General features: G+C 61.1%; 22 protein-coding genes. 10 read left to right on the top strand and 12 right to left on the bottom strand.

All coding sequences use genetic code 11. The features are described 5' to 3' along the window. Positions 1-3 precede the first annotated feature (3 nt). The 5 genes from ACO07C_RS13060 to dnaA all read right to left on the bottom strand — a co-directional run bounded on the left by ACO07C_RS13060 (position 4) and on the right by dnaA (position 5,483). A complete protein-coding gene (locus tag ACO07C_RS13060; protein WP_421914573.1) occupies positions 4-492 on the bottom strand; it encodes a GNAT family N-acetyltransferase in 489 nt (162 codons plus the stop codon). 4 nt (positions 493-496) lie between these two features. After that, a complete protein-coding gene (locus tag ACO07C_RS13055; RefSeq protein WP_421914572.1) occupies positions 497-1,252 on the bottom strand; it encodes a molybdopterin-synthase adenylyltransferase MoeB in 756 nt (251 codons plus the stop codon). A 54-nt stretch (positions 1,253-1,306) separates the two neighbouring features. After that, positions 1,307-2,443 carry a DNA replication/repair protein RecF gene (recF, locus tag ACO07C_RS13050; RefSeq protein WP_421914571.1) on the bottom strand — a complete coding sequence of 379 codons (1,137 nt, stop codon included), beginning with the start codon at positions 2,441-2,443 and terminating at the stop codon, positions 1,307-1,309. Positions 2,444-2,519: 76 nt separating this feature from the next. After that, positions 2,520-3,638 (bottom strand): DNA polymerase III subunit beta, encoded by a 1,119-nt coding sequence (gene dnaN / locus ACO07C_RS13045; protein ID WP_421914570.1) that lies wholly within the window; start codon positions 3,636-3,638, stop codon positions 2,520-2,522. A 300-nt stretch (positions 3,639-3,938) separates the two neighbouring features. Then, entirely contained in the window at positions 3,939-5,483 is a 1,545-nt protein-coding gene (gene dnaA / locus ACO07C_RS13040; protein ID WP_421914569.1) for a chromosomal replication initiator protein DnaA, read from the bottom strand. A 680-nt stretch (positions 5,484-6,163) separates the two neighbouring features. Here dnaA and ACO07C_RS13035 point away from each other — a divergent pair. Beyond that, complete coding sequence (locus ACO07C_RS13035) at positions 6,164-6,328, top strand: hypothetical protein (RefSeq protein ID WP_421914568.1); 165 nt, start codon at positions 6,164-6,166, stop codon at positions 6,326-6,328. Here ACO07C_RS13035 and rpsT read toward each other — a convergent pair whose 3' ends face one another. From rpsT to ACO07C_RS13015, 4 genes are all read right to left on the bottom strand, one after another. Next, positions 6,329-6,595 (bottom strand): 30S ribosomal protein S20, encoded by a 267-nt coding sequence (gene rpsT / locus ACO07C_RS13030; RefSeq protein ID WP_421914567.1) that lies wholly within the window; start codon positions 6,593-6,595, stop codon positions 6,329-6,331. A gap of 157 nt (positions 6,596-6,752) precedes the next feature. After that, positions 6,753-7,526, bottom strand: a complete 774-nt coding sequence (locus tag ACO07C_RS13025; RefSeq protein ID WP_421914566.1) for an enoyl-CoA hydratase — start codon at positions 7,524-7,526, stop codon at positions 6,753-6,755. A gap of 30 nt (positions 7,527-7,556) precedes the next feature. Beyond that, positions 7,557-8,447: a bifunctional DNA-formamidopyrimidine glycosylase/DNA-(apurinic or apyrimidinic site) lyase gene (mutM, locus tag ACO07C_RS13020; RefSeq protein WP_421914565.1), complete on the bottom strand. Its 891-nt coding sequence runs from the start codon at positions 8,445-8,447 to the stop codon at positions 7,557-7,559. Continuing rightward, positions 8,440-9,681 (bottom strand): phosphopentomutase, encoded by a 1,242-nt coding sequence (locus tag ACO07C_RS13015; RefSeq protein WP_421914564.1) that lies wholly within the window; start codon positions 9,679-9,681, stop codon positions 8,440-8,442. Before ACO07C_RS13015 ends, mutM begins: the two co-directional genes overlap by 8 nt. Positions 9,682-9,894: 213 nt before the next feature. Here ACO07C_RS13015 and ACO07C_RS13010 point away from each other — a divergent pair, with 213 nt between their 5' ends. Then, on the top strand, positions 9,895-10,815 hold the full coding sequence (locus ACO07C_RS13010; RefSeq protein WP_421914563.1) for a PhnD/SsuA/transferrin family substrate-binding protein: 921 nt from the start codon (positions 9,895-9,897) through the stop codon (positions 10,813-10,815). 99 nt (positions 10,816-10,914) lie between these two features. Here ACO07C_RS13010 and ACO07C_RS13005 read toward each other — a convergent pair whose 3' ends face one another. The 3 genes from ACO07C_RS13005 to ACO07C_RS12995 form a co-directional block, all read right to left on the bottom strand. Next, positions 10,915-11,535, bottom strand: a complete 621-nt coding sequence (locus ACO07C_RS13005) for a TadE/TadG family type IV pilus assembly protein (RefSeq protein ID WP_421914562.1) — start codon at positions 11,533-11,535, stop codon at positions 10,915-10,917. Between the two features lie 38 nt (positions 11,536-11,573). Beyond that, positions 11,574-12,122, bottom strand: a complete 549-nt coding sequence (locus ACO07C_RS13000; protein ID WP_421917516.1) for a TadE/TadG family type IV pilus assembly protein — start codon at positions 12,120-12,122, stop codon at positions 11,574-11,576. Positions 12,123-12,310: 188 nt separating this feature from the next. Further along, the gene (locus ACO07C_RS12995) at positions 12,311-12,730 is read right to left on the bottom strand and encodes a pilus assembly protein N-terminal domain-containing protein (protein ID WP_421914561.1); all 420 of its coding nucleotides are present in this window, start codon (positions 12,728-12,730) and stop codon (positions 12,311-12,313) included. A gap of 355 nt (positions 12,731-13,085) precedes the next feature. Between ACO07C_RS12995 and ACO07C_RS12990 the strand changes: the two genes are divergently transcribed. The 8 genes from ACO07C_RS12990 to ACO07C_RS12955 all read left to right on the top strand — a co-directional run bounded on the left by ACO07C_RS12990 (position 13,086) and on the right by ACO07C_RS12955 (position 21,124). Continuing rightward, positions 13,086-13,265 (top strand): Flp family type IVb pilin, encoded by a 180-nt coding sequence (locus ACO07C_RS12990; protein WP_421914560.1) that lies wholly within the window; start codon positions 13,086-13,088, stop codon positions 13,263-13,265. 157 nt (positions 13,266-13,422) lie between these two features. Then, positions 13,423-13,941, top strand: coding sequence for an A24 family peptidase (locus tag ACO07C_RS12985; protein ID WP_421914559.1), 519 nt, complete (start codon positions 13,423-13,425; stop codon positions 13,939-13,941). A gap of 199 nt (positions 13,942-14,140) precedes the next feature. Continuing rightward, a complete protein-coding gene (cpaB, locus tag ACO07C_RS12980) occupies positions 14,141-14,956 on the top strand; it encodes a Flp pilus assembly protein CpaB (protein ID WP_421914558.1) in 816 nt (271 codons plus the stop codon). Next, positions 14,953-16,482, top strand: coding sequence for a type II and III secretion system protein family protein (locus ACO07C_RS12975; RefSeq protein WP_421914557.1), 1,530 nt, complete (start codon positions 14,953-14,955; stop codon positions 16,480-16,482). Before cpaB ends, ACO07C_RS12975 begins: the two co-directional genes overlap by 4 nt. A 13-nt stretch (positions 16,483-16,495) precedes the next feature. Beyond that, positions 16,496-17,233 (top strand): CpaD family pilus assembly protein, encoded by a 738-nt coding sequence (locus ACO07C_RS12970; RefSeq protein ID WP_421914556.1) that lies wholly within the window; start codon positions 16,496-16,498, stop codon positions 17,231-17,233. A gap of 26 nt (positions 17,234-17,259) precedes the next feature. After that, positions 17,260-18,543, top strand: a complete 1,284-nt coding sequence (locus ACO07C_RS12965) for an AAA family ATPase (RefSeq protein ID WP_421917515.1) — start codon at positions 17,260-17,262, stop codon at positions 18,541-18,543. A gap of 29 nt (positions 18,544-18,572) precedes the next feature. Then, on the top strand, positions 18,573-20,081 hold the full coding sequence (locus tag ACO07C_RS12960) for a CpaF family protein (protein ID WP_421914555.1): 1,509 nt from the start codon (positions 18,573-18,575) through the stop codon (positions 20,079-20,081). Between the two features lie 29 nt (positions 20,082-20,110). Beyond that, positions 20,111-21,124, top strand: a complete 1,014-nt coding sequence (locus ACO07C_RS12955; RefSeq protein ID WP_421914554.1) for a type II secretion system F family protein — start codon at positions 20,111-20,113, stop codon at positions 21,122-21,124. Positions 21,125-21,151: the final 27 nt, after the last annotated feature.

Below are 21,151 nucleotides of genomic sequence, written 5' to 3'. Positions count from 1 at the left end.
AACTTACGAAATCAATTTGCGCATGGTGATGGACGTCGGCCGGCTGTAGCCTTCATGCGCGGTGCGTTCCGTTTCGCGAAAGCCCATGCGGGCAAAAATTGCATGATTGGACGTCAGTTCGATCCGCGTCTGGAGTTCGAGAGCCGCCTTGCCGCGGCTGCGAGCCAGCGTTTCAACAGCCTGCATCAATTGCCTGCCGATGCCTGAGCCCTGGCGATCCGGTTCGACTGCGAGCTTGCCGACATAGAGATCGTCAGCCCTTTCCAGAACGAATACGCAGCCGACGATCCTGCCGCCTTGCAGGGCCGCGAAACCCGTCTCGTGTCCGGCCTTCTCCCGAAGCCTTTCGACGGTCAGCAGATGCGCCGAGGATGGTGGATCGATGACGCCATCCATGGAGGCGAATGCCTCGCGGATCAGCGCCAGCACATCGTCAAAGCGATCGAAATCGCTGGGAAGCCGGATGACGGAAACCCGTGCCCCTTGATCCATCGGGTCAGTTTCTCTTGTAGCGGATGGTGTCGAAGCGCGCATTCAGTGCATCGTAGAGCAGCAGCCTGCCGATCAGCGGCTCGCCGACGCCGGTGATCAGCTTGATCGTCTCCATGGCCTGCAGCGTCCCCACGACACCGGTCAGTGCGCCGATCACGCCTGCAACGGCACAGGACGGCACCAGACCCGGCGGCGGCGGCTCGGGGAAGAGGTCGCGATAGCGGGGGTTTGGCTTGCCGTCCTTGCCGGTTTCGAATGGTTTCAACACCGTCACCGAACCGTCGAAGCGGCCGACGGCGGCATGAACAAGCGGCCTTTCCCGCGCCGCGCAGGCATCGGCTACCGTGTAGCGCGTCTCGAAATTGTCGGAGCCGTCGACGACGATGTCATAGCGGGCGATGAGGGCAGGGGCATTGTCGGCCGTCAGTCGCACAGTGTGCGTTTCGACCGCGGTGTTGGGATTGATGCGGGCAATTGCAGCCTTTGCGCTGTCGGTTTTCAGCGTGCCGACCATGTCTGTATCGTGAATGACCTGCCGCTGGAGGTTGGAAAGCGAGACGACGTCATCGTCGACAACGCCGAGCGTGCCGACGCCGGCGGCGGCGAGGTATTCGAGCACAGGCGCTCCGAGCCCACCCGCACCGATGACGAGCACCCGCGACTGCTTCAGCTTTTGCTGCCCGGCGCCTCCGATTTCGGGAAGCACGATGTGGCGGGCATAGCGTTCGATTTCTTCGGCGGTAAGGGCGGTGGCGTTCATTGCCGGACCATATAGTGGCGGAAAAACCTTGTCAGGGGGTTCATGGGCGAAGATTCACCCAGTCGGCGCAACCGTGCCGTGATCGACCGTCAGGAATTGCGCACGTCCGCTTAGGCTGGAAAACAGCGCCGCGTCGGTGCCGGTCATGAAGGCCTGGCAATTCAACTCTTCCAGGATGGAAAACAGAGCCGCGCGCCGTCCGCTGTCGAGATGCGCGGCGATCTCGTCGAGCAGCAGGATCGGGGTCATGCCAGACATCTCGCCGGTCAGCCGGGCATGCGACAGCACGATGCCGACCAGGAGCGCCTTCTGCTCGCCGGTCGAGCAGAGCTCCGCAGGCATCGCCTTGGGCCGGTGCCGTACCACGAGATCCGATCGGTGGGGGCCGTCAAGCGTCCGTCCAGCGGCGCGGTCGCGGTCGCGGCCTCCCGCCAGGGCGCGGCGGAAGCGTTCCTCGACATCGACCGCCGGCCAGGTCCCCACTTCGCGTTCCAGTTCTCCCGACAGGCTGATGTCCGCCTGGGGAAACGGTCCCGCATCTGGCAACCTGTCGATCATGGCGGCAAGCAGGCGCGCCAATTCGGCTCGTGCGGCGGCGATGGCGACGCCGGTTTCCGCCATCTGCATCTCTATCGCGTCGAACCACGCGCCGTCACGCGAGCCCTCGGCGAGCAGGCGATTGCGGCCGCGCATCGCCTTTTCATAATCGAGCGCACGCTGGCCGTGGCCTGGATCGATTGCCAGAACCAGCCGGTCGAGGAAGCGGCGGCGGTCGCCTGCCGGCCCTGTGAAGAGGCCGTCCATCGCTGGCGTCAGCCACACGACGCGAAGCCACTCCAGCATGTCCTCGGCCGAGCGTGCCGTCGCGCCATTGATCCGCACCCGCCTGCCGCCTTCGCCGGCATCGCCGCCGGAAATGCCGGTGCCTATTTCGGCCTCGCCCTGCGGCCCATCAAGGCGCGCGTGCAATGCAAAGCCGCCGTCGCCACCCTCACGCGCCACGTCGCCGTAAGGTGCGCGGCGCAAGCCGCGGCCGGGTGTCAGGAATGAGATTGCTTCAAGCAGATTGGTCTTGCCGGCGCCATTGTCACCGGAAAACACCACCGCGCCGGGGCTGAGATCGATAGACAGCGCCGCGTAGTTGCGAAAATTCGTAAGTGTAAGCTTACTTATATATGTCTGTTCCGGCAACCGCCATCCGCCTGTAGAAGTCGCCGCATCACCGTTCCATCGTTCGCACCGGGTAAGAACCGGTGCGCCAATGCGGCTATACGCGCATCGGCATCAGCACGTAGAGCGCGGTTTCGTCCGCCATGTCGTGGATCAGTGTCGGCGATCCTGCATCGGCAAGCATGAATTTTGCCTCCGTGCCGGTCAACTGGGCGGCGACATCAAGCAGGTACTTGGCGTTGAAGCCGATTTCGATCGGGTCGGACGAATAGTCGGCGGCCAATTCCTCGGTGGCGCTGCCCGAGTCCGGATTGTTGACGGCAAGCGTCACTTGCCCTTCAGTGATCGAAAGCTTCACCGCCCGGCCACGTTCCGAGGAAATGGTCGAAACGCGATCGACGGCGGCGGCAAAGCTCTGCCGGTCGATGATCAGTTGCTTGTCGTTGCCGGTCGGGATCACGCGCTGATAGTCCGGGAAGGTGCCGTCGATCAGCTTCGAGGTCAGGACGACGCTGCCGATGGTGAAGCGGATCTTGGTGTCCGAAAGTTCCGTGGTCACAGCCACATCGGGATCGTCGACCAGCTTCTGCAATTCGCTGACGGTCTTGCGCGGAATGATGATGCCCGGCATGCCCTCAGAGCCTGCCGGCGCATCGATCTCCGCGCGCGCGAGACGGTGGCCGTCCGTCGCCACCGAGCGAAGCTTCAGCTTGCCGCCAACCTCATGCGTGTGCAGGTAGATGCCGTTCAAGTAGTAGCGCGTCTCCTCGGTGGAGATGGCGAACTGGGTTTTTTCGATGAGCCCCTTCAACGCTACCGAGTCCAGCCGGAATATATGCGAGAAGGATCCGGCGGAAAGCTCGGGGAAGTCGGATTGCGGCAGGCACTGTAGGCGGAAGCTCGAGCGGCCCGAAGTGACCGTCATGGCGTTGCCGTCTTCGTCGGTCTTGAGCATCACCTCCGCGCCGTCGGAGAGCTTGCGCACGATGTCATAGAGCAGGTGCGCCGGAACCGTCGTCGCGCCGCCGCGCTCGACCTTGGCGGGCGTGGCTTCGGTCACCTCGAGATCGAGGTCGGTCGCCTTCATTTCGAGACTGGCGCCCTGCGCGTTCAAAAGCACGTTGGACAGGATCGGTATGGTGTTGCGCCGTTCGACCACACGGTGGACGTGGTTGAGCGACTTCAGGAGATTTGACCGTTCCAGGATAACACGCATGACGAAACAGGCTCGCTTGAATGAATGAACGGGTCCCCGGCGAGCGGCGCCCCGCGAAAGGTCTGAACAGGCTCAGAATCTGCATAAACTGACAGGAAAAAGCCAGCAAACGCAAGCCCGCGCCACCGGTTCGGGCCGGCCACGCGGGCTTTCTGGGGATAAAGGGGCCGAAGTCCGCGGGCCAGGTCATTTTGCAACCGGATGGAACCACCCGGCCTCCGCACAAATGCGGCAAAACAAACAGTTAGAGCGGTTCACCAGCGCAAGGCCGACCACCCGCTCCAGTGTCTTTCGAGTGTATCAGGCCTGGTCGTTGATCAGCCTTCTCAGCAATTCGAGTTCCTGAGCCAGCGTGTTGTCGTTGCCGGACAGGTCTTCGATCTTGCGTACGGCGTGCAGAACCGTGGTGTGGTCTCGACCGCCAAAACGCCGGCCGATCTCCGGCAGGGAGCGCGGCGTCATGACCTTCGACAGGTACATCGCCACCTGGCGCGGCTTGACGATGGTGCGTGTGCGACGGTTGGAGAGCAATTCCGTCTTCGATACATTGTAGTGGCGCGCCACGATGCGCTGGATGTCCTCGATGCGGACCCGCTTAGGCTCGCCGGAGCGATAGATGTGGCCGAGGATTTCATCGATGCGATCGATGGTGATCTGCGGTTCGAAGGATTGGCGAAAAAGAAGCTGATTGAAGGCGCCCTCCAGTTCGCGGCCGCTGCCGGTCACCGTGCGAGCGACGTGGTTGAGTATCTCTTCCGAGATATCGAGCGAGGCGTCGTCGATCCTGGCGGTGGCGAGGCGCAGCTTGAGCATGCCAAGGCGCATGGAGAAGTCGGGCGCGGACATTTCCAGCGCGACGCCGCCATTGAGGCGCGAGCGGACCCGCGGTTCCAGCGATTCCAGCTCCGACGGCGGCCGGTCTGCGGCTACAACCACCTGCTTGGCGCTGTCGAGCAGCATGTTGATGAGATGGCAGAACTCATGCTGGATCGACTTGCCCTGCAGGAACTGCATGTCGTCGATGATGAGCAGGTCGATATCGCGCAACTGCTCCTTGAGCGTCAGCGCATTGTTGTCGCGGATCGCGGTGGCGAAACGCCACATGAAATATTCAGCCGTGAGGTAGACGACGCGCGACTTCGGATTCTGCTTCAGCGATTCCGCCGCGATCGCCTGCAGGAGATGCGTCTTGCCGAGCCCCACGGTCGCGTGGAGGAAAAGTGGATTGAAGCGCACGGCGCTCGACTGGGATTCCGCCACTGCCTTGGCCGCGGCGAAGGCAACCCGGTTCGACGGCCCTTCGATGAAGGAGTTGAATGTGTATCGCGGATCTAGCGGGGAACCGAGCACATTGTGCCGGAACTCGCTCTCCATCGGTGTTCCCGGGCGAGGGGCCGGTGCCCGCTCGACCCTGCCTGGGCCGGCTGTGCCTGCCGCAAGCGCCGTCTGCGTCTGCTTGGTCATCTTGCGCGCCGTGGCCATTTCGGGCTCCACGCTGCCGCGGCCCTGACGGGTGGCGGTGCGCACGACGATCTCGATCTTGAGGAGGTCAGGCTCCTCCTGCTTCCACAGCTCGGAAATGAGATCGAGATAATGGCCGTTGATCCACGAGCGCAGAAAGGCGGTGGGCACCGAGATGCGGACGATACCCTTGGAAGCCTCGGCGACCTTCATGCGGCCGAACCAGCTCGAATAGACCTCGGTTCCCAGACGTGCCTTCAGCTGGGCCTTGACCCGATCGAACTTCTGTTCCGCTTCGCTGGAAGCCGTCATGTCGTCCCCTCTGATCAAAGTTCCGGGAAATGGGAGGTCGCTCGTAAGCTCCCTTTCGATGCCGCTCTGCATGATCGAGTTCCTTGTCTTCCTGTACCTGTTTCCACCGGGAGTGCGCCTCCTGCACCCTTGTTCCGGCGTCTGCTTTGCCACGATGCCATCCGCCGCCGCCGGCAGATGATCTCGCCTCGTAGGTCGGGGATCGGCACTGGCTCATGGAAGCCAGTCCGGTTGGTCATGCCAAGGCAATACGACTCCCTCCGGCCAATAAAGCGCCGGCGCGCCGTCAATCTGCCATGTACAATTACGCCAGTCCCCTACCGCATCAAAAAGGCAAAACCAACCTGTCCACGGAATAGATCCGTGTTGCAAACTCCGCCAATTTCAGCTGGCCGATTCAGGCTGGGTTAGGGGCCAGAGGCCCGTCCCTTTTGATAGACCGACATTACCGAAATCGCTGTGGATAGGGCAAGGCCACCACTAACCGATTTTTAAGGAATCTGGTTAGCTCGGAGGGTTGTGCAGGCCTTGCTGCAAGGGCATATTTTGACAAAGCCATTGTGATTCAAACCCTTTTCCGGCGAATATGAAAAAGGCCGCGCCGCCTGAAATTTTCTGAAATAATTCGCTTGACAGCTACTTCTCCCCCATCGCTCGCGGATGATGTGAACAAGCTGTGGATGACCATCTGTAAATAATTGAAAAGTAAAGATAATTTCTGGCAGTCGTCATCCCCGGCAAGGATGCTTTACGTGGCCGTCGAGATTGTCCGGCGTGTGTATGCCGGCAAAGTATTTCAAACCGCGAAATCCCTGCGCTGCGTGATTTTGGAGCTTCGTTTTAAGTGCTTGCCGGCAAACGAAAAAACCCGGCTCAAAAGGCCGGGTTTGAAGAAAATCAGTTCAGAAACGGGATGATCAGGCCGACAGGACCTTGACCCGCTGGGCCAACCTCGAAACCTTGCGCGACGCGGTGTTCTTGTGGAGAACGCCCTTGGTCGCGGCACGCATCAGCTCAGGCTCCGCGATCTTGAAAGCGGCCTGTGCCGCCGCCTTGTCGCCGGAGGCCAATGCCTCCTCGACCTGACGGACATAGGTGCGGACGCGCGAGCGGCGGTTCTTGTTGATCGCCGCGCGGCGGGCGATCTTGCGCGTTGCCTTTTTGGCCGAGGATGTATTGGCCATGATGCCTCTCTTCTGATCTGGTGAGCACTTGCGGGATGCCGCAGGGCGCAAAAAACATACCGGCAGCCACGGGGCCGCCTCGGTTGGTGCGGCTTATAGTTCAGCTTTTAAGGCGCGTCAACGCCGCCCGGCGTTCTTTTTGGCCAATGTTGCGCCTCTACCGGTTCGTGAAATTCGGCTTCCGCTTTTCAGCGAAAGCCGCCATGCCTTCCTTCTGGTCTTCGAACGCAAAAAGGGAGTGGAACAGCCGGCGCTCGAACCGCAGTCCTTCGCCAAGCGTGGTCTCGTAAGCGCGGTTCACGGCCTCTTTCGTCATCATGACCGAGGGTAGCGAAAACTCAGCGATCCTGGCCGCTGCCTTCACCGCTTCCTCGACAAGATCGCCGACGGGGACCACGCGAGATACGAGGCCGGAACGCTCGGCTTCCGCGGCATCCATCATCCGTCCGGTCAGGCACATGTCCATCGCCTTGGATTTGCCGACGAAGCGGGTCAGGCGCTGCGATCCGCCCATGCCCGGCATGACGCCAAGCGTGATCTCCGGCTGGCCAAACTTGGCATTGTCGGCGGCTATGATGAAATCGCACATCATCGCCAGTTCGCAGCCGCCGCCGAGCGCATAGCCCGCCACCGCCGCGATGACCGGCTTGCGCGTGCGCGTGAATTCCTCCCATCCGACGAAGAAGTCCTGGGTGTAGGCTTCGGCATAGGAGATAGCCTGCATTTCCTTGATGTCGGCGCCCGCCGCGAAGGCTTTTTCCGAACCGGTGACGACCATCGCCCCGATCTCGGGATTCGCGCCGAAATCACGCGCTGCCGAGACCAGGTCCGCGAGGACCCGCGAATTCAGCGCGTTCAGCGCCTTCGGCCGGTTCAGCGTTATCAGGCCGACCTTGCCGCGCGTCTCGGTGAGGATGGTTTCATGGGTCATGGCCGTATCTCCTTGCTCAAGACAACTAGCTCACACCTGACACTTCCGGCAATAGAAGGTGGAGCGCCCGCTCTGCACGATGCGCTCGACATGGCCGCCGCAGCCGGGCTTGGGGCAAGGTTCGCCTTCGCGGTCGTAGACCGCGAAGGAATGCTGGAAGTAGCCCAGGGAGCCATCTGTCTGCCTATGGTCGCGCAAGGAAGATCCGCCGGCGGCAATGGCATCGGCAATGACCGAACGGATTGCCTCCGCGAGGCGCTCGCTCTGCTCCCTGGCCTTCTTGCACGGCCTGGCGATCGTGCCCGCCTCGCGCAAGGGGGAAAGTCCGGCACGCCACAGCGCTTCCGAGACATAGATATTGCCGAGGCCGGCGATCAGCCTCTGGTCGAGCAGTGCCGCCTTCAACGGTGACCTGCGCCCCTTCAGAAGCGAGGCAAGCAGCACGCCATCGAGCGTGTTGCCGGTCGGCTCGACGCCCAGCCCCGCCAGCATCGGATGCTCGTTGGCGGTCCCTTCCGAAAACAACATGAAACCGAAGCGGCGCGGGTCGTTGAAGATCACCTGGGATTGGTCGCCATGGGCGGTCGCGACATGGAAGACGACATGGTCGTGGTTAGCGCTCTTCGAGCGTTCATGATGGAACACGCCCGGCATTTCGTTGGTGTCGGACGTTTCGATACGGAATGAGCCTGACATGCCGAGATGGCATATCAGCACGGGCCCTCCGTCCAGGTGCATCGTCAGATATTTGGCCCGGCGGCCAAGCGCTGTGATCGTCTTGCCAGCCAGCCTCTCCGAAAATCGATCGGGAAACGGAAAGCGCAGATCCGGCCGGCGTGCGTCGACACGGACGATGCGCGCGCCTTCCAGAACCGGCTGCAGTCCGCGCCGGACGGTTTCGACCTCGGGTAATTCAGGCATGGTCACCTATCACCGGATAGAAGGAAGTGCCATGGCGGCCGCGCGCCAGCCCGAGATGTTCAGCCACTGTTTCCCCGATATCGGCAAACGTTGCACGAAGCCCGATGTCGCCACCATGAAGACCCGGCCCGGTGCCGAAGACCGGAATGCGTTCCCGCGTATGGTCGGTGCCACGCCAGGTGGGATCATTGCCATGATCGGCGGTAAGGATGAGAAGGTCTCCGTGCTTCAGCCGTGCAAGCGCCTCCGGCAGCCGCCGGTCAAAGGCTTCGAGCGCGGCGGCATAGCCGGCCACATCGCGCCGATGCCCGTAATCCGTGTCGAAGTCGACGAAATTGGCAAAGACGAGGTCGCCGTCACCGGCATCGTCCATCGCGCCCAGCGCCTTGTCGAACATCGCCATGTTGCCGGCGGCCTTGCGCGTTTCCGTGATTCCGCGATGGGCAAAAATGTCACCGATCTTGCCGACCGCGATGACCTGGCTGCCACGCTCCGTCAGCCTGTCCAGCAAGGTCGGTTCCGGTGGCGGCACGGCGTAGTCGCGACGGTTGTGCGTGCGTGAGAAGGTGGCGGCGGTTTCGCCGACGAAAGGCCGGGCGATAACCCGTCCGATGTTGAGCGGATCAACCAGCCTGCGTATCACCTTGCAGAATTCATAAAGGCGCTCCAGGCCGAAATGCTCTTCATGGGCGGCGATCTGGAGAACGGAGTCGACGGACGTGTAGCAGATCGGCATGCCTGTACGGATATGCTCCTCGCCGAACCGTTCGATGATTTCGGTGCCCGGGGCGTGGCAATTGCCGAGAATGCCCGGCACCTTGCCTTCGCGGATCATCGCCGCGGTCAATTGGGCTGGAAAGGTGGGAAGAGTGTCCGGAAAATAGCCCCAGTCAAAGCGGACCGGCAATCCCGCGATTTCCCAATGACCTGACGGCGTGTCCTTGCCGCTGGAAATTTCTTGCGCGGCGCCGTGAAAGGCGCGGGCGAGGCGAACCCTTGTGCCTCCTTCGATGGTCAACCCTGTCGCGGTTTCGGCGGCATCGCCCAGGCCGAGCGAAAGCATGTTGGGCACAAGGAGCGGTCCGCTGCGCAAACCTTCGCGATCCGCGCGACCCTGCGCGCAGCTTTCGGCGATGTGGCCGAAGGTGTTGGAGCCAGTGTCACCATAGCGCTCGGCATCCGCGGCGCCGCCAATGCCGAAGGAATCGAGAACGAAAAGGAAAGCGCGCGCCATCTGGGCTCATCATTGCCTGTCTAGGGACCCAGACATAGGGTTCCGTGCCGGCAATGGCAATTCGGAAACCAAACCGCAACGGCTCGGCGCGATAGTTGAGACGGCAATGCATTTCGCCGAAGGGCATGACACGATTTTGGCTCCTTCAAGCATTGTGGGCTCCCGGCAACACCGGCATGGTTCTGGATCTATGAAGCTGATGGTCGATCTTCCATGAAACATCTCTTCAAGGTGTATGCGGCGGCGATGCTGCTCGGTGCGTCCTGGTCAGGTCCGGCGCGTGCCGATTGGCGCGACGACATCGGCACGTTTCGCATCGGCCTCGTCGCCGAGCCTGGAGCAGGCAACACCGTGCCGGGTCTTGCGGCCCTGACCGACGCCTACACCAAGGCGCTCGGCATGAAGGTGGAGTTTGTCGTGGCCCGGGACTACGCGGCACTGATCGAGGCGCAAGCCAGCGCCCGCATCCAGTACGCGGTCTATTCGGCAACCGCCTATGCCACGGCTTTGCAACGCTGCGGATGCGTTGAGCCCCTGGTGGCCCCCGTTGATTCCGACGGCGCCATTGGCATCCACTCCATCCTGCTGACCCGGGGCGGCAAGGTACAGGATATTGCCGCCATGGATGGTCATCGGATCGCCATGGCCCCGTCAGACAGTGTTGGCGGTTCTCTTCTGCCGCTGGCGGCTTTGGCCGCGGAAGGCATCAAGGTCCCCGAAGACGCGCCGTTCCTGATACACGCCAATTCAGCCACGGCGGCCGAAGCGATGCTGGTCGATGGCGGGGCCGAGGCGATGTTCGGCTGGGCGCGGGTCGCGGCCGACGGCCAGTCCGAAGTCGCAGGTGGCACCGAAGCAAGGCTCGAGGCGGCCGGGATCGGCAAATCCGAACTCAAGACCGTGTGGACATCGGGCATGCTGAGATATGGCCCCCACGCCGTCCGCGGCGATCTTGATCCCGAAGCGAAACGCCGGCTAACCGTGTTCCTCACCAATCTCAGATCGATGTCACCGGACATCTACGATCTTCTGGAAACGAAGCACTCCGGAGGCTTCGCCGCGGCGGCTCCGAAGGACTACGAAATGGCGGTTGCCATCGTGCGTATGGTTTCGGACATTGGTCGCCAACGCTAGGCCAATGCCTGTCGCTCGAACGTAATCGCAAGGCGCAACGCGTCGCGCCGTCTGGTCAATCGCGATCCGCTATCGACCTATGAGCATATGAGCACCCTGTCAGCAATCGCCGCAGGTGATCGTCGAACTCATGCGGGGGCGCAGGTAGTAGGTCTCACCCATCGATATCGAATTGAATGCCGAGCTCAAGCCAAGCTGCTGCTGGCCCGAGGCCGACCAGGTTATGATCGGTTTGTAGGCGAGGTTGCTTTGGACGCGGATCAGGAAGGTGCCCGCGATTTTGAGCGAAGCGGGAACGGTGGTGATGGTGTTGGGTGCCGCATCGACGCCATTGACACCGCCGACAACCCTGCGCGACCAAACGACCTGCACCTTGGGTGTTGGATCGGTGGTGACCTGGATGGCGGTGATGATGATATCCGGGACGGACCGGTTATAGGGCTGAAGCGTCGAGGTGCCGATCTGCATGATCGCGTCCAGGTCAGCCTTGACGATCGTCTGCTGCTGCGTGACGAGATCCGCCACCATGCTGCCGATGCGGCTGACCTTCTTGCTGGTCTCGATGGCTTGCGAGGCCTCCATCGTCAGGAAATACATGGCCAGCAGGACAGGTACGATGAAGGCAAATTCGATAGCCGCGACGCCGCGACGATCGGCGCGGAAACGGACCGCTTTCGACCAGATCCTCGCAACACCAAGATGTGCCCCCGCACAAAACATGCCTGTGCCCCCTTTTCTTGCTCAACCAAGGTCGAGATTTAATCGTTGAACGGCTCGTTCTGCCATGTGGTCGAAGCGAAATGCAGTGTGTAGCCGGTACCCATGTTGGACATCGTCGTGGCCATGAAGTTGGTCATGACAGGCCATTTGTAGAAGACCCGCAGCATGTTCTTGGACGATGACGGGCCGGGCGCGACCGTGAACGTGGCTGGCGACGTGCCTGTCAGCACGATAGCTCCATTCTGGATATTGAACCCGGCCTGGGCAGCAGCGGCGAAGCTTGCGTATTGGCGCAGGTCGACCTGCAATCCCGGGCAATTCTGGGCGACGATGATCTGCAACTGGCTACAGATCGCCTGTTTCAGCGAGGTATCGGTTACGGTCGCGGCGCTCATCTGCCCGGTACGCAACTGACGCGCCACGTTGTCGGTGGCGTTGGCCATCACTTCCTCTCCGGCAAATGAAATACAGCTTTCCAGGATCGCGAAGACCAGAAACGCAAATGGCAACGCGAGCATCGCGAATTCGATTGCCGTGCTGCCGCGGTTGTCGCGAAGGAGACGGGCGCATAGCCCTGTTCGTCTCATGTCGCGCCCGCCGTGCCTGGGTCTTGGGTCTTCGCTCATGCCCGTTCCTGCCGATCTCATGCGTATCGGCGGAGTATTAGCGCAAATGCATTGAGGTCCGGTTTTGATGACCGTTAAATTCGGCCAAAACCCTTTAACCTGCCGGTAACCGAAGCGTCTTTTTCAATCGGGCTTCATCGATCAGCCGATCAGCGGCCGGTGCTCATCTCGGTTTCTGAAGCCTTCTCGGCATCACTCTTGTACGAGCTCTCGCAGTATGGCGTGCAGGATAAGGTTTGTACTTCGGCTCGCCTGTAGATGCGCACCGATGATGCGGCCTGCCGCACGACGGTGACCTGCTCGTCGACGATCGGGCTGCCCTCTTGATCGAGCACGACGAGATTGGTGACGCCGAACCCTTTTCCCGTCAGGACGATCGTCGATGCGTCTTGCACGGAAGCATCGGCGATAGCCGGATTGCCGACAACGATCGTGTCCGCGGCGCGGGACAGTTTCACGATCTTTGCCTGGTTCATGGTGACTTCGATGCCGGCGCCAGCCTCGGCGGGCATGACGAAGGCGGTAACAAGAAGCGCGGCAACTAGAAATGACGATCTCGGCCCGACCATTGTGGCGCTCCACGGCAGCATACTGTTCAACGGAACATGAACGAGATTGGTGAATCAACGGTTAAGTGCGGATCCTCCGGCGGCGTTCGGCTTGTTGTCATGGACCGCCCGGCCCATCCCGCTGCGTCCCCAAGATGGCGCGACAGCGCTTTTCCATTGCTTGGTTGCTGGGTTGGAGGCCAGAGGTATGTACTTAGTTCACGGTTAACCACGCAATATGTTCAAACCGGGAAAGGAATCGGTAAGGCTGTTTATTAAGCCGATCGAAAGAGCTTCTCCCTAGATTGCCAGTATCCGATCAACCACCAAGAGAAGTTGACGGAAGTGCTGTAACACGTGGAGTAGGAGCTCTCGAATGTCTAATCTTTTTGCACGTTTCGTGAAGGACGAATCCGGCGCGACCGCTATTGAATACGGTCTGATCGCCGCTCTCATCGCACTCGCCATCATGGTCGGCGCCGGCCAGCTCGGCAATGCCCTGAGCGCCAAGTTCGTCGCGATCGCTGGCGCCGTCAACACCGGTACCGCCCCGTAATATCTTCCGCTTCTGGTGGTTATCCAGAACAAGGGCCGCCTCTTTTGGCGGCCCTTGTTTCTTAATCTCCTGAAATTTGAATTCTCGGCATCATCAATCATTAATCGAACATGCCTAGGCTGCTCCCAACTGTAGTTTGACGATAGGCGCCCGGCCAATGCTTGAAGCCTTGATCTTCGTTGTCTTTCCGTTTTGCATGCTGTTTGCAGCGATCTCCGACATGCTGTCGATGACGATCGCCAACCGTGTTTCCGTTCTGCTCGTGGTGGTTTTCGCGCTGGTTGCGCCGATGACGGGCATGGACTGGGCAACCTATGGCTGGCATTTTGCCGCTGGCGGGCTGGTGCTGGCCGTGACCTTCGGCCTGTTCGCGCTCGGCGGCATGGGTGGTGGCGACGCAAAACTTTTGGCGGCCACCGCGGTCTGGATGGGACTGAACGTCAATCTCGTCGAATATCTTGTGATCTCGACATTCATCGGCGGCCTGCTGACGCTTGCAATCCTTCTTTACCGCAACTCGCCGCTTTCCGCCTTTACCGGCCATAACCCGTTTCTTCGCCACTTCGCCAACCCGGCGACGGGTGTTCCCTACGGCATAGCGCTCGGGCTCGGCGGGCTGATCACCTATCCGGATTCTCCGTTGATGGTGTGGGCACTCGCAAGACTGGCTGCCTGAGTTCAATCCAGTTGTTAAAACTGTCGGGATTAGGAGGGAGAAAGATCGCTCTTTCCCAGGCTGGAATGCCGTTTCCATCCAATTTATGTAAACCTTAAATTAATCACGATCGTAAGCATTGCATTAACCTTGTTTTGACGATTGCCGCTGCAGAGTCCGGCTTGGCTAGGTGGTTTGCCAAGGGCGAGGATTCGGACAGATGCCAGCATCCCGATTGATCATTCTGAGCGTGGCGGTGGCCGCGGCGGGTGGCGCAGGGTATGTCGCGAAGAACATGGTCGCGGCGCCTCCGCCTCAAATCGTCGTCGATTCCGGTCCCAAGGCGCCGGCGATCGCGCTGCAGGATGTGCTTGTGCTTTCGGGTGACGTTCCCATGGGCACGCAGCTTGAAAACAATATCGCCTGGGAATCCTGGCCCGCCGACGGCATCAACGCGAATTTCATCACCCGCGCCGCCGAGCCGGACGCGCTGGAAAAGCTGAAGGCGTCCGTGGCTCGCGTGGCGATGTACACCGGGGAGCCGTTGCGGCGCTCCAAGCTTATCGGCGAGGGGCAAAGCTTCATGTCCTCGATCCTGCCCAGCGGAATGCGGGCTGTCGCGACCGCCATCTCTGCCGACACGTCGGCCGGCGGTTTCATTCTTCCCAACGACTTTGTCGACGTCATCATGACCCGCAGGGCCGACGCCGCCAGCGGCAGCACCGGTTTCACCACGGAGACCATCCTCAAGAACATTCGCGTCCTGGCAATCGATCAAACCATTCAGGAAGACGAGCAGGGCAAGAAGACCAGGGTTGGCCAGACCGCCACGCTGGAGCTGACGCCGCAGCAGGCGGAGATCATCACGGTGGCCCAGCAGATGGCGGATCGCCTGACGCTGGCGCTGCGCTCGGTCACGGATACCCAGGAAAAGAATTTGGGCGAGGCCGACTATCTCGTTTCCGGGAAAGGGCGGCGGGGAACTGTGCGGCTGATCAAATCGGGCGAAGTTTCCGAAGTTGGAGCAAGGAAATGAAGCTAACCCGCGAGTTCCCGGTTCTTGTCGCCGCGACATTCGGCCTTCTGCTCGTCGGAACGAACGCCCAAGGCGTCGTCGAGGCGAAGGCAGCTGGCAAGAACGCACAGGTGACTGCGTCCACCGCCACTCAGAAAGTGAAGCTCGGGCTCAACAAATCGGTGGTCATCGACCTGCCTAGCGACGCCTACGATATCCTTGTCGCCAACCCTGCCGTGGCCGATGCCGTTACTCGTACCTCAAGACGCATTTACCTGTTCGGCAAGGCTGTGGGCGAGACGAACATCTTCGTCTTTGGTCCCAATGGCGAACAGATCGTCAGTCTGGATCTGTCTATTGAACGCGACGTCGCCGGCCTGGAAGATTACATCAAGCGCTTCATCCCGACCTCGTCCATCAAGGTCGAGTTGCTGAACGACAACGTGGTTTTGACCGGGACGGTGGATACCCCCCTGGACGCCAAGCGCGCCGAACAGCTGGCAAACATATTCGTGTCCGGTGGTGAAGCGACGACGGGACAGTATTCGCAAACCGCCGCCGGCGGCTCCGCGCAAGGCGGCGTCGACATCAACAATCCCGATTCCCAGCGTCGCGTCAGCCAGATCGTCAACCTGCTGTCGATCATCGGCGATGACCAGGTGACGCTGAAGGTGACCGTCGCCGAAGTCAGCCGCTCGGTGATGAAGCAGCTTGGTGTCAACATGATGGGCAGCGGCGGCAGCAACGGCATCAGCTATGGCGCCCTTAGCGACAATTTCACCGGCCTCGGCAAGCAGTTGTCGAATTCGGGCTTCAACATCGGCACTTCATCGCTGCAGGCCTATATCAACGCCATGGAGCAGTCCGGGGTCATGAAGACCCTGGCCGAGCCCACCCTGACCGCGGTGTCCGGCGAGAAGGCGACCTTCAAGGTCGGCGGCGAATACAACATGGTGACCGGCGTCTCCCAGAACGTCTCCACCGACAACCAGACTGGTCTGAAGACCTACTCCATCGACAAGATCGAATACGGCATCGGCCTGGAGTTCCAGCCGGTGGTGTTGTCGCCCGGCCGCATAAGCCTCAAGGTCAGGACCTCGGTTTCCGAGCCGACGACAGAAGGGTCGGTGTCGCTTTCCAGTGGCGGAACAAGTCCCGGCATGAATGCCCTGTCGCTTCGCAAGCGCCTTGCCGACACGACGGTCGAACTTCCTTCCGGTGGCTCCATGATGATCGCTGGCCTTGTCCGCGATGACGTCAGGCAGGCCGTCAACGGGCTGCCAGGGCTGACAAAGATTCCGGTGCTCGGCGCACTCTTCCGCAGCAGGGATTTCGTGCGCAACGAGACCGAGCTTGTCATCATTATCACGCCTTATCTGGCACGGCCCGTGGCGCGCAACGATCTCGCCAAGCCGGACGACAATTTCAATGCCCCGAGCGACGGGGCCGGCATGTTCCTTGGCCGCGTCAATCGTGTCTACGGCACCATGCAGACGGACAAGCCCAACGGCCGCTATCACGGCGTTGTCGGCTTCATCTACAAGTAAGCGGGGAACGGACATGTCTCAGTCAGTGTCGAAGGCAAGGACGATCACCGCCACGGCGCGGTCCGGCCGTTCGCGGATATTCCTGCGCGCCATTCCAGCCATGGCGGTCGCCGCGGCCGTGCTTCTTGCCGGCTGCGCCAGGCGGGACAGCATCACGGTTGGGGCGATTCCGGACGATTACCGCACCACGCACCCGATCATGATCGCGGAAAAGAACCAGAAGATCGACCTTCCGGTCGGCGCGGGGGATCGCGGCATGACCGGCTATCAGCGCGACACGCTTCTGGGTTTCCTTGACGGATACGACAAGAGCGCGGCCCCCGCGCTCACGATAGCGGTGCCACTCGGCTCGGCCAACGAGGTCGCCGCACTGGTGGCCGGCCGCGATTTCGCCAGGCTCGCAGCGGCCAGCGGCGTCGATCGCAAGCGGATCGTGATGACCTCATATCAATCAGCTTCCGCGGAAGCTTCCGCGCCGGTGCGTGTTTCCTTTGTCGCGGTAAAAGCGCAGACCGACAAATGCGGACGCTGGCCCGAAGATCTGTTGGAGACGTCGGAAAACAAGCACTATGCTGATTTCGGCTGCTCGTATCAGAACAACCTGGCCGCCCAGATGGCCAATCCGGCCGATCTGCTCGGGCCGCGCAAGTCTTCCGACATCGACCCGGCAAATCGCAGCAAGGTCATCGATGTCTATCGCGCCAGGGGCATTTCGAACGAGTTCCTCGGCGCCTCGGAAGTGACGTACTAGTCCCAGGTCACGGAAAGAGCATGACAATGAGCAATCTTGCCTATGACGCCGAGGTAGATGGGGGCGAAACGTCGCCGCAGGATGTCGCCGCCATGCAGGCATTGCGGCCGATCCCGCGCATTTCGATCCAGGCATTTTGCGAGACCGAGGGCGTTGCCAACCCGGTCGAACGCGCCGGCGAAGATCGTCGCATGGCGAAGGCGCATCTGAAGGTTCACATGGGCGGCATCGCCACCGCCATCGAATTCTACCAGTCGGCGCCGACGCCCAACCTGATCCTGCTGGAGTCGCGCAGTGAGCCGAAGCAACTGCTGGAACAGTTGGCCCAGCTGTCAGAATATTGCGATCCGACCTCGAAGGTCGTCGTCATCGGCCACTACAATGATGTCGGCCTCTATCGCGAGCTCATTCGTTCGGGCATTTCGGAATATGTCATCGCCCCCGTATCGATGGCCGACATCGTCAGCGTTATATCCTCGATCTTTGTCGACCCGGAAGCCGAGCCGATCGGTCGCTCGCTGGCGTTCATAGGCGCCAAGGGTGGTGTCGGCTCCTCGACCATTGCCCACAATGTGGCCTGGGCGATGTCATCGCTGTTCAAGTCTGAAGTGATCGTTGCGGATCTCGATCTTGCCTTTGGGACGGCGAACATCAATTTCGACCAGGATCCGGCACAGGGCATAGCAGAGGCGGTATTTTCGCCCGAACGTGTCGACGAAGTCTACCTCGACCGGTTGCTTGCCCAGTGCGCCGAGCATCTCTCCCTGCTGGCGGCGCCGTCCACGCTTGAGCGGGTCTATGATTTCGATCCCGAAGCGTTCACCCAGTTGATCGACACCGCGCAGCGCAGCGTGCCGCTTCTGGTGCTCGATGTTCCGCATGTGTGGACGGGTTGGACCAAGAACACCCTGGTCAAGGCCGACGAGATCATCATCACGGCGACGCCGGAACTGGCCAACTTGCGCAACACCAAGAACCTTGTCGACATGCTCAAGCGGCTGCGTCCGAATGATCCGCCTCCGAAGCTGATCATCAATCAGGCCGGCATGCCCAAGCGGCCGGAAATATCGGCTTCCGACTTCGCCGAGCCGCTTGGCCTGTCGCCAATGTCGGTCATCGCCTTCGATCCGCTTCTCTTTGGCAACGCGGCCAACAACGGGCGCATGCTCGGAGAGATGGACGCCAAGAACCCGGTCGTGGGTACGATCAACGAAATCGCGCATGTGCTGACCGGACGCAGCGAAATCAAGGCCAAGAAGAAAGCGGGCCTTGGCAATCTCCTCGGCAAGCTCTCGCGCAACAAGAAATGACGCTTCAGTGGCGAAATTGGTAGTCCATCATGTTCGGTAAAAGAGGCAGTGACGACGGCAGCCGGTTCAATCCGGAATTCCGCCAGCCGGCACCCGCGCCAGTCGCGCCAGGGAGTGCAAACGCCGCGGAAACGGCGGTACTCCCGCGGCCGGGCGCGCCGATGCCGCCAGGCGCGCCCGCCGCGCCGCCCGCGCGCCGCGCGGTCGAGGCGCCGCCGTTGGCGCCGGAGCCCAAGAAGGTCCAGCGCGAGCGCAGCGAGAGCTACTACGACACCAAGAGCCAAGTCTTTTCCGCGCTCATCGACACGATCGATCTGTCGCAGTTGGCCAAGCTCGATCCCGAGAGCGCGCGCGAGGAAATTCGCGATATCGTCAACGATATCATCGCGATAAAGAACTTCGCGATGTCGATTGCCGAGCAGGAAGAGCTGCTCGAGGATATCTGCAATGACGTGCTGGGCTACGGACCGCTGGAGCCTCTGCTCGCCCGTGACGACATCGCGGATATCATGGTCAACGGGTCCAAGAACGTCTACATCGAAGTCAACGGCAAGGTCGAGCAGACTGGCATCCGGTTCCGCGATAACCAGCAGCTCCTAAACATCTGCCAGCGCATCGTCAGCCAGGTCGGCCGCCGCGTCGATGAATCGAGCCCAATCTGCGACGCGCGCTTGCCCGATGGCTCTCGTGTCAACGTCATCGCACCGCCGCTGTCCATCGACGGGACCGCGCTCACCATCCGCAAGTTCAAGAAGGACAAGCTGACGCTCGATCAGCTGGTCAAATTCGGTGCCATCTCACCGCAGGGAGCCGAAGTTCTCAAGATCATCGGTCGGGTTCGTTGCAACATCATCATCTCGGGTGGTACTGGCTCCGGCAAGACGACGCTGCTCAATTGCCTGACCAACTACATCGACCGCGAGGAGCGCGTCATCACCTGCGAGGACTCGGCGGAGTTGCAATTGCAGCAGCCGCATGTCGTGCGCCTCGAAACCCGCCCGCCCAACCTCGAGGGCGAAGGCGAGGTGACCATGCGCGACCTGGTCAAGAACTGCCTGCGCATGCGGCCCGAACGCATCATCGTCGGCGAAGTGCGCGGACCTGAAGTGTTCGATCTCCTGCAGGCGATGAACACGGGTCATGATGGCTCGATGGGAACCATCCACTCCAACAGCCCGCGCGAATGTCTGAACCGTATCGAATCGATGATCGCCATGGGTGGCTACACGCTGCCGCAGAAAACCGTGCGCGAAATCGTGGTCGGCTCGGTGGACGTGATCATCCAGGCTGCCCGCCTGCGCGATGGCTCGCGCCGCATCACGCACATCACTGAAGTGATCGGCATGGAAGGCGACGTCATCATCACGCAGGACATCGTCCTTTACAACATCAAGGGCGAGGATGCGAATGGCAGGCTGACGGGCGAACACGTTTCGACAGGCATCGGGCGGCCGCATTTCTGGGATCGCGCCCGTTACTACGGCGAGGAACAGCGCCTCGCCAATGCGCTCGAGGCGATGGAGAAACGCGCTGACTGACGCATCCGCAGGCGTAGGGGCTCTGGTCAATGTTTGGAATTGACAGCACAGTATTGGCGTTTGTCGTGCTCGCCGGCTTCAGCGCTGGCGCGGTCGCCTACGCTTTTCTGTTCAACCAGATCACCAACGAAAAACAGGCTGGCAAGCGGCTCGAAACGATCAAGACCGCCGAGACCGACCGCACCGTGGTCAAGGCCTCCCGCGACCGGGTGGCGGAAGCTGCCAAGCGCCGGAAATCGGTACAGGACTCCCTCAAGGACCTTGAGGAAAAACAGAAATCCAAGGACCGCGTCGTCAAAAAGCCGCCGCTGAAGGCACAGATCCGCCAGGCCGGCATGACAGTCTCTCTCGAGCGGTTCTATATCTATTCAGCCGTTTGCGGTGTCATTCTGACGGTTCTCGCCTATATGGCGGGCGCCCCGCTATTGGTCCTGCCGGGAGCGTTGCTGGCTGGCGCGCTGGGCCTGCCGCGCTGGTTCGTCTCGTTTCGTCGCGGGCGCCGGGTCAAGCAGTTCCTCAACGAATTTCCGAACGCGCTCGACATCATCGTCCGGGCTGTCAAATCCGGCCTTCCCCTCAATGACGCGATCCGGCTGATCGCCAATGAATCGCCGGAGCCGGTCAAGGCCGAGTTCCGCCGCATCGTCGATTCCCAGCAGATGGGCCTGTCGATCCCCGACGCCTCGTTGCGCATGGCCGAGACCATGCCTTGCACGGAAGCGAGCTTCTTCGGCATCGTCATCCAGATCCAGTCCCAGGCCGGCGGCAACTTGTCGGAGGCCCTTGGCAATCTTTCGCGCGTGCTGCGCGACCGCAAGAAGATGAAGGCCAAGGTCGCGGCCTTGTCGATGGAAGCCAAGGCCTCCGCCGTCATCATCGGCGCGCTGCCTTTCATCGTCGCCTTTCTCGTCTATCTGACCAGCCCGAACTACATCATGCCGCTGTTCACCACCAGCACGGGCAATCTGATCCTCGGCTGCTCCGGAGTTTGGATGTCGATCGGCATCCTGGTGATGCGCAAGATGATGAACTTCGATGTCTAGAATCCCGGGCATGACCCCGGAAAGCGG

The sequence above is a fragment of the Mesorhizobium sp. genome (assembly GCF_965229135.1).
In the GTDB taxonomy this organism is placed as follows: domain Bacteria; phylum Pseudomonadota; class Alphaproteobacteria; order Rhizobiales; family Rhizobiaceae; genus Mesorhizobium.
Note: the sequence above shows the minus strand (reverse complement) of the source record. Positions and strands in the feature narration are given on the sequence as shown.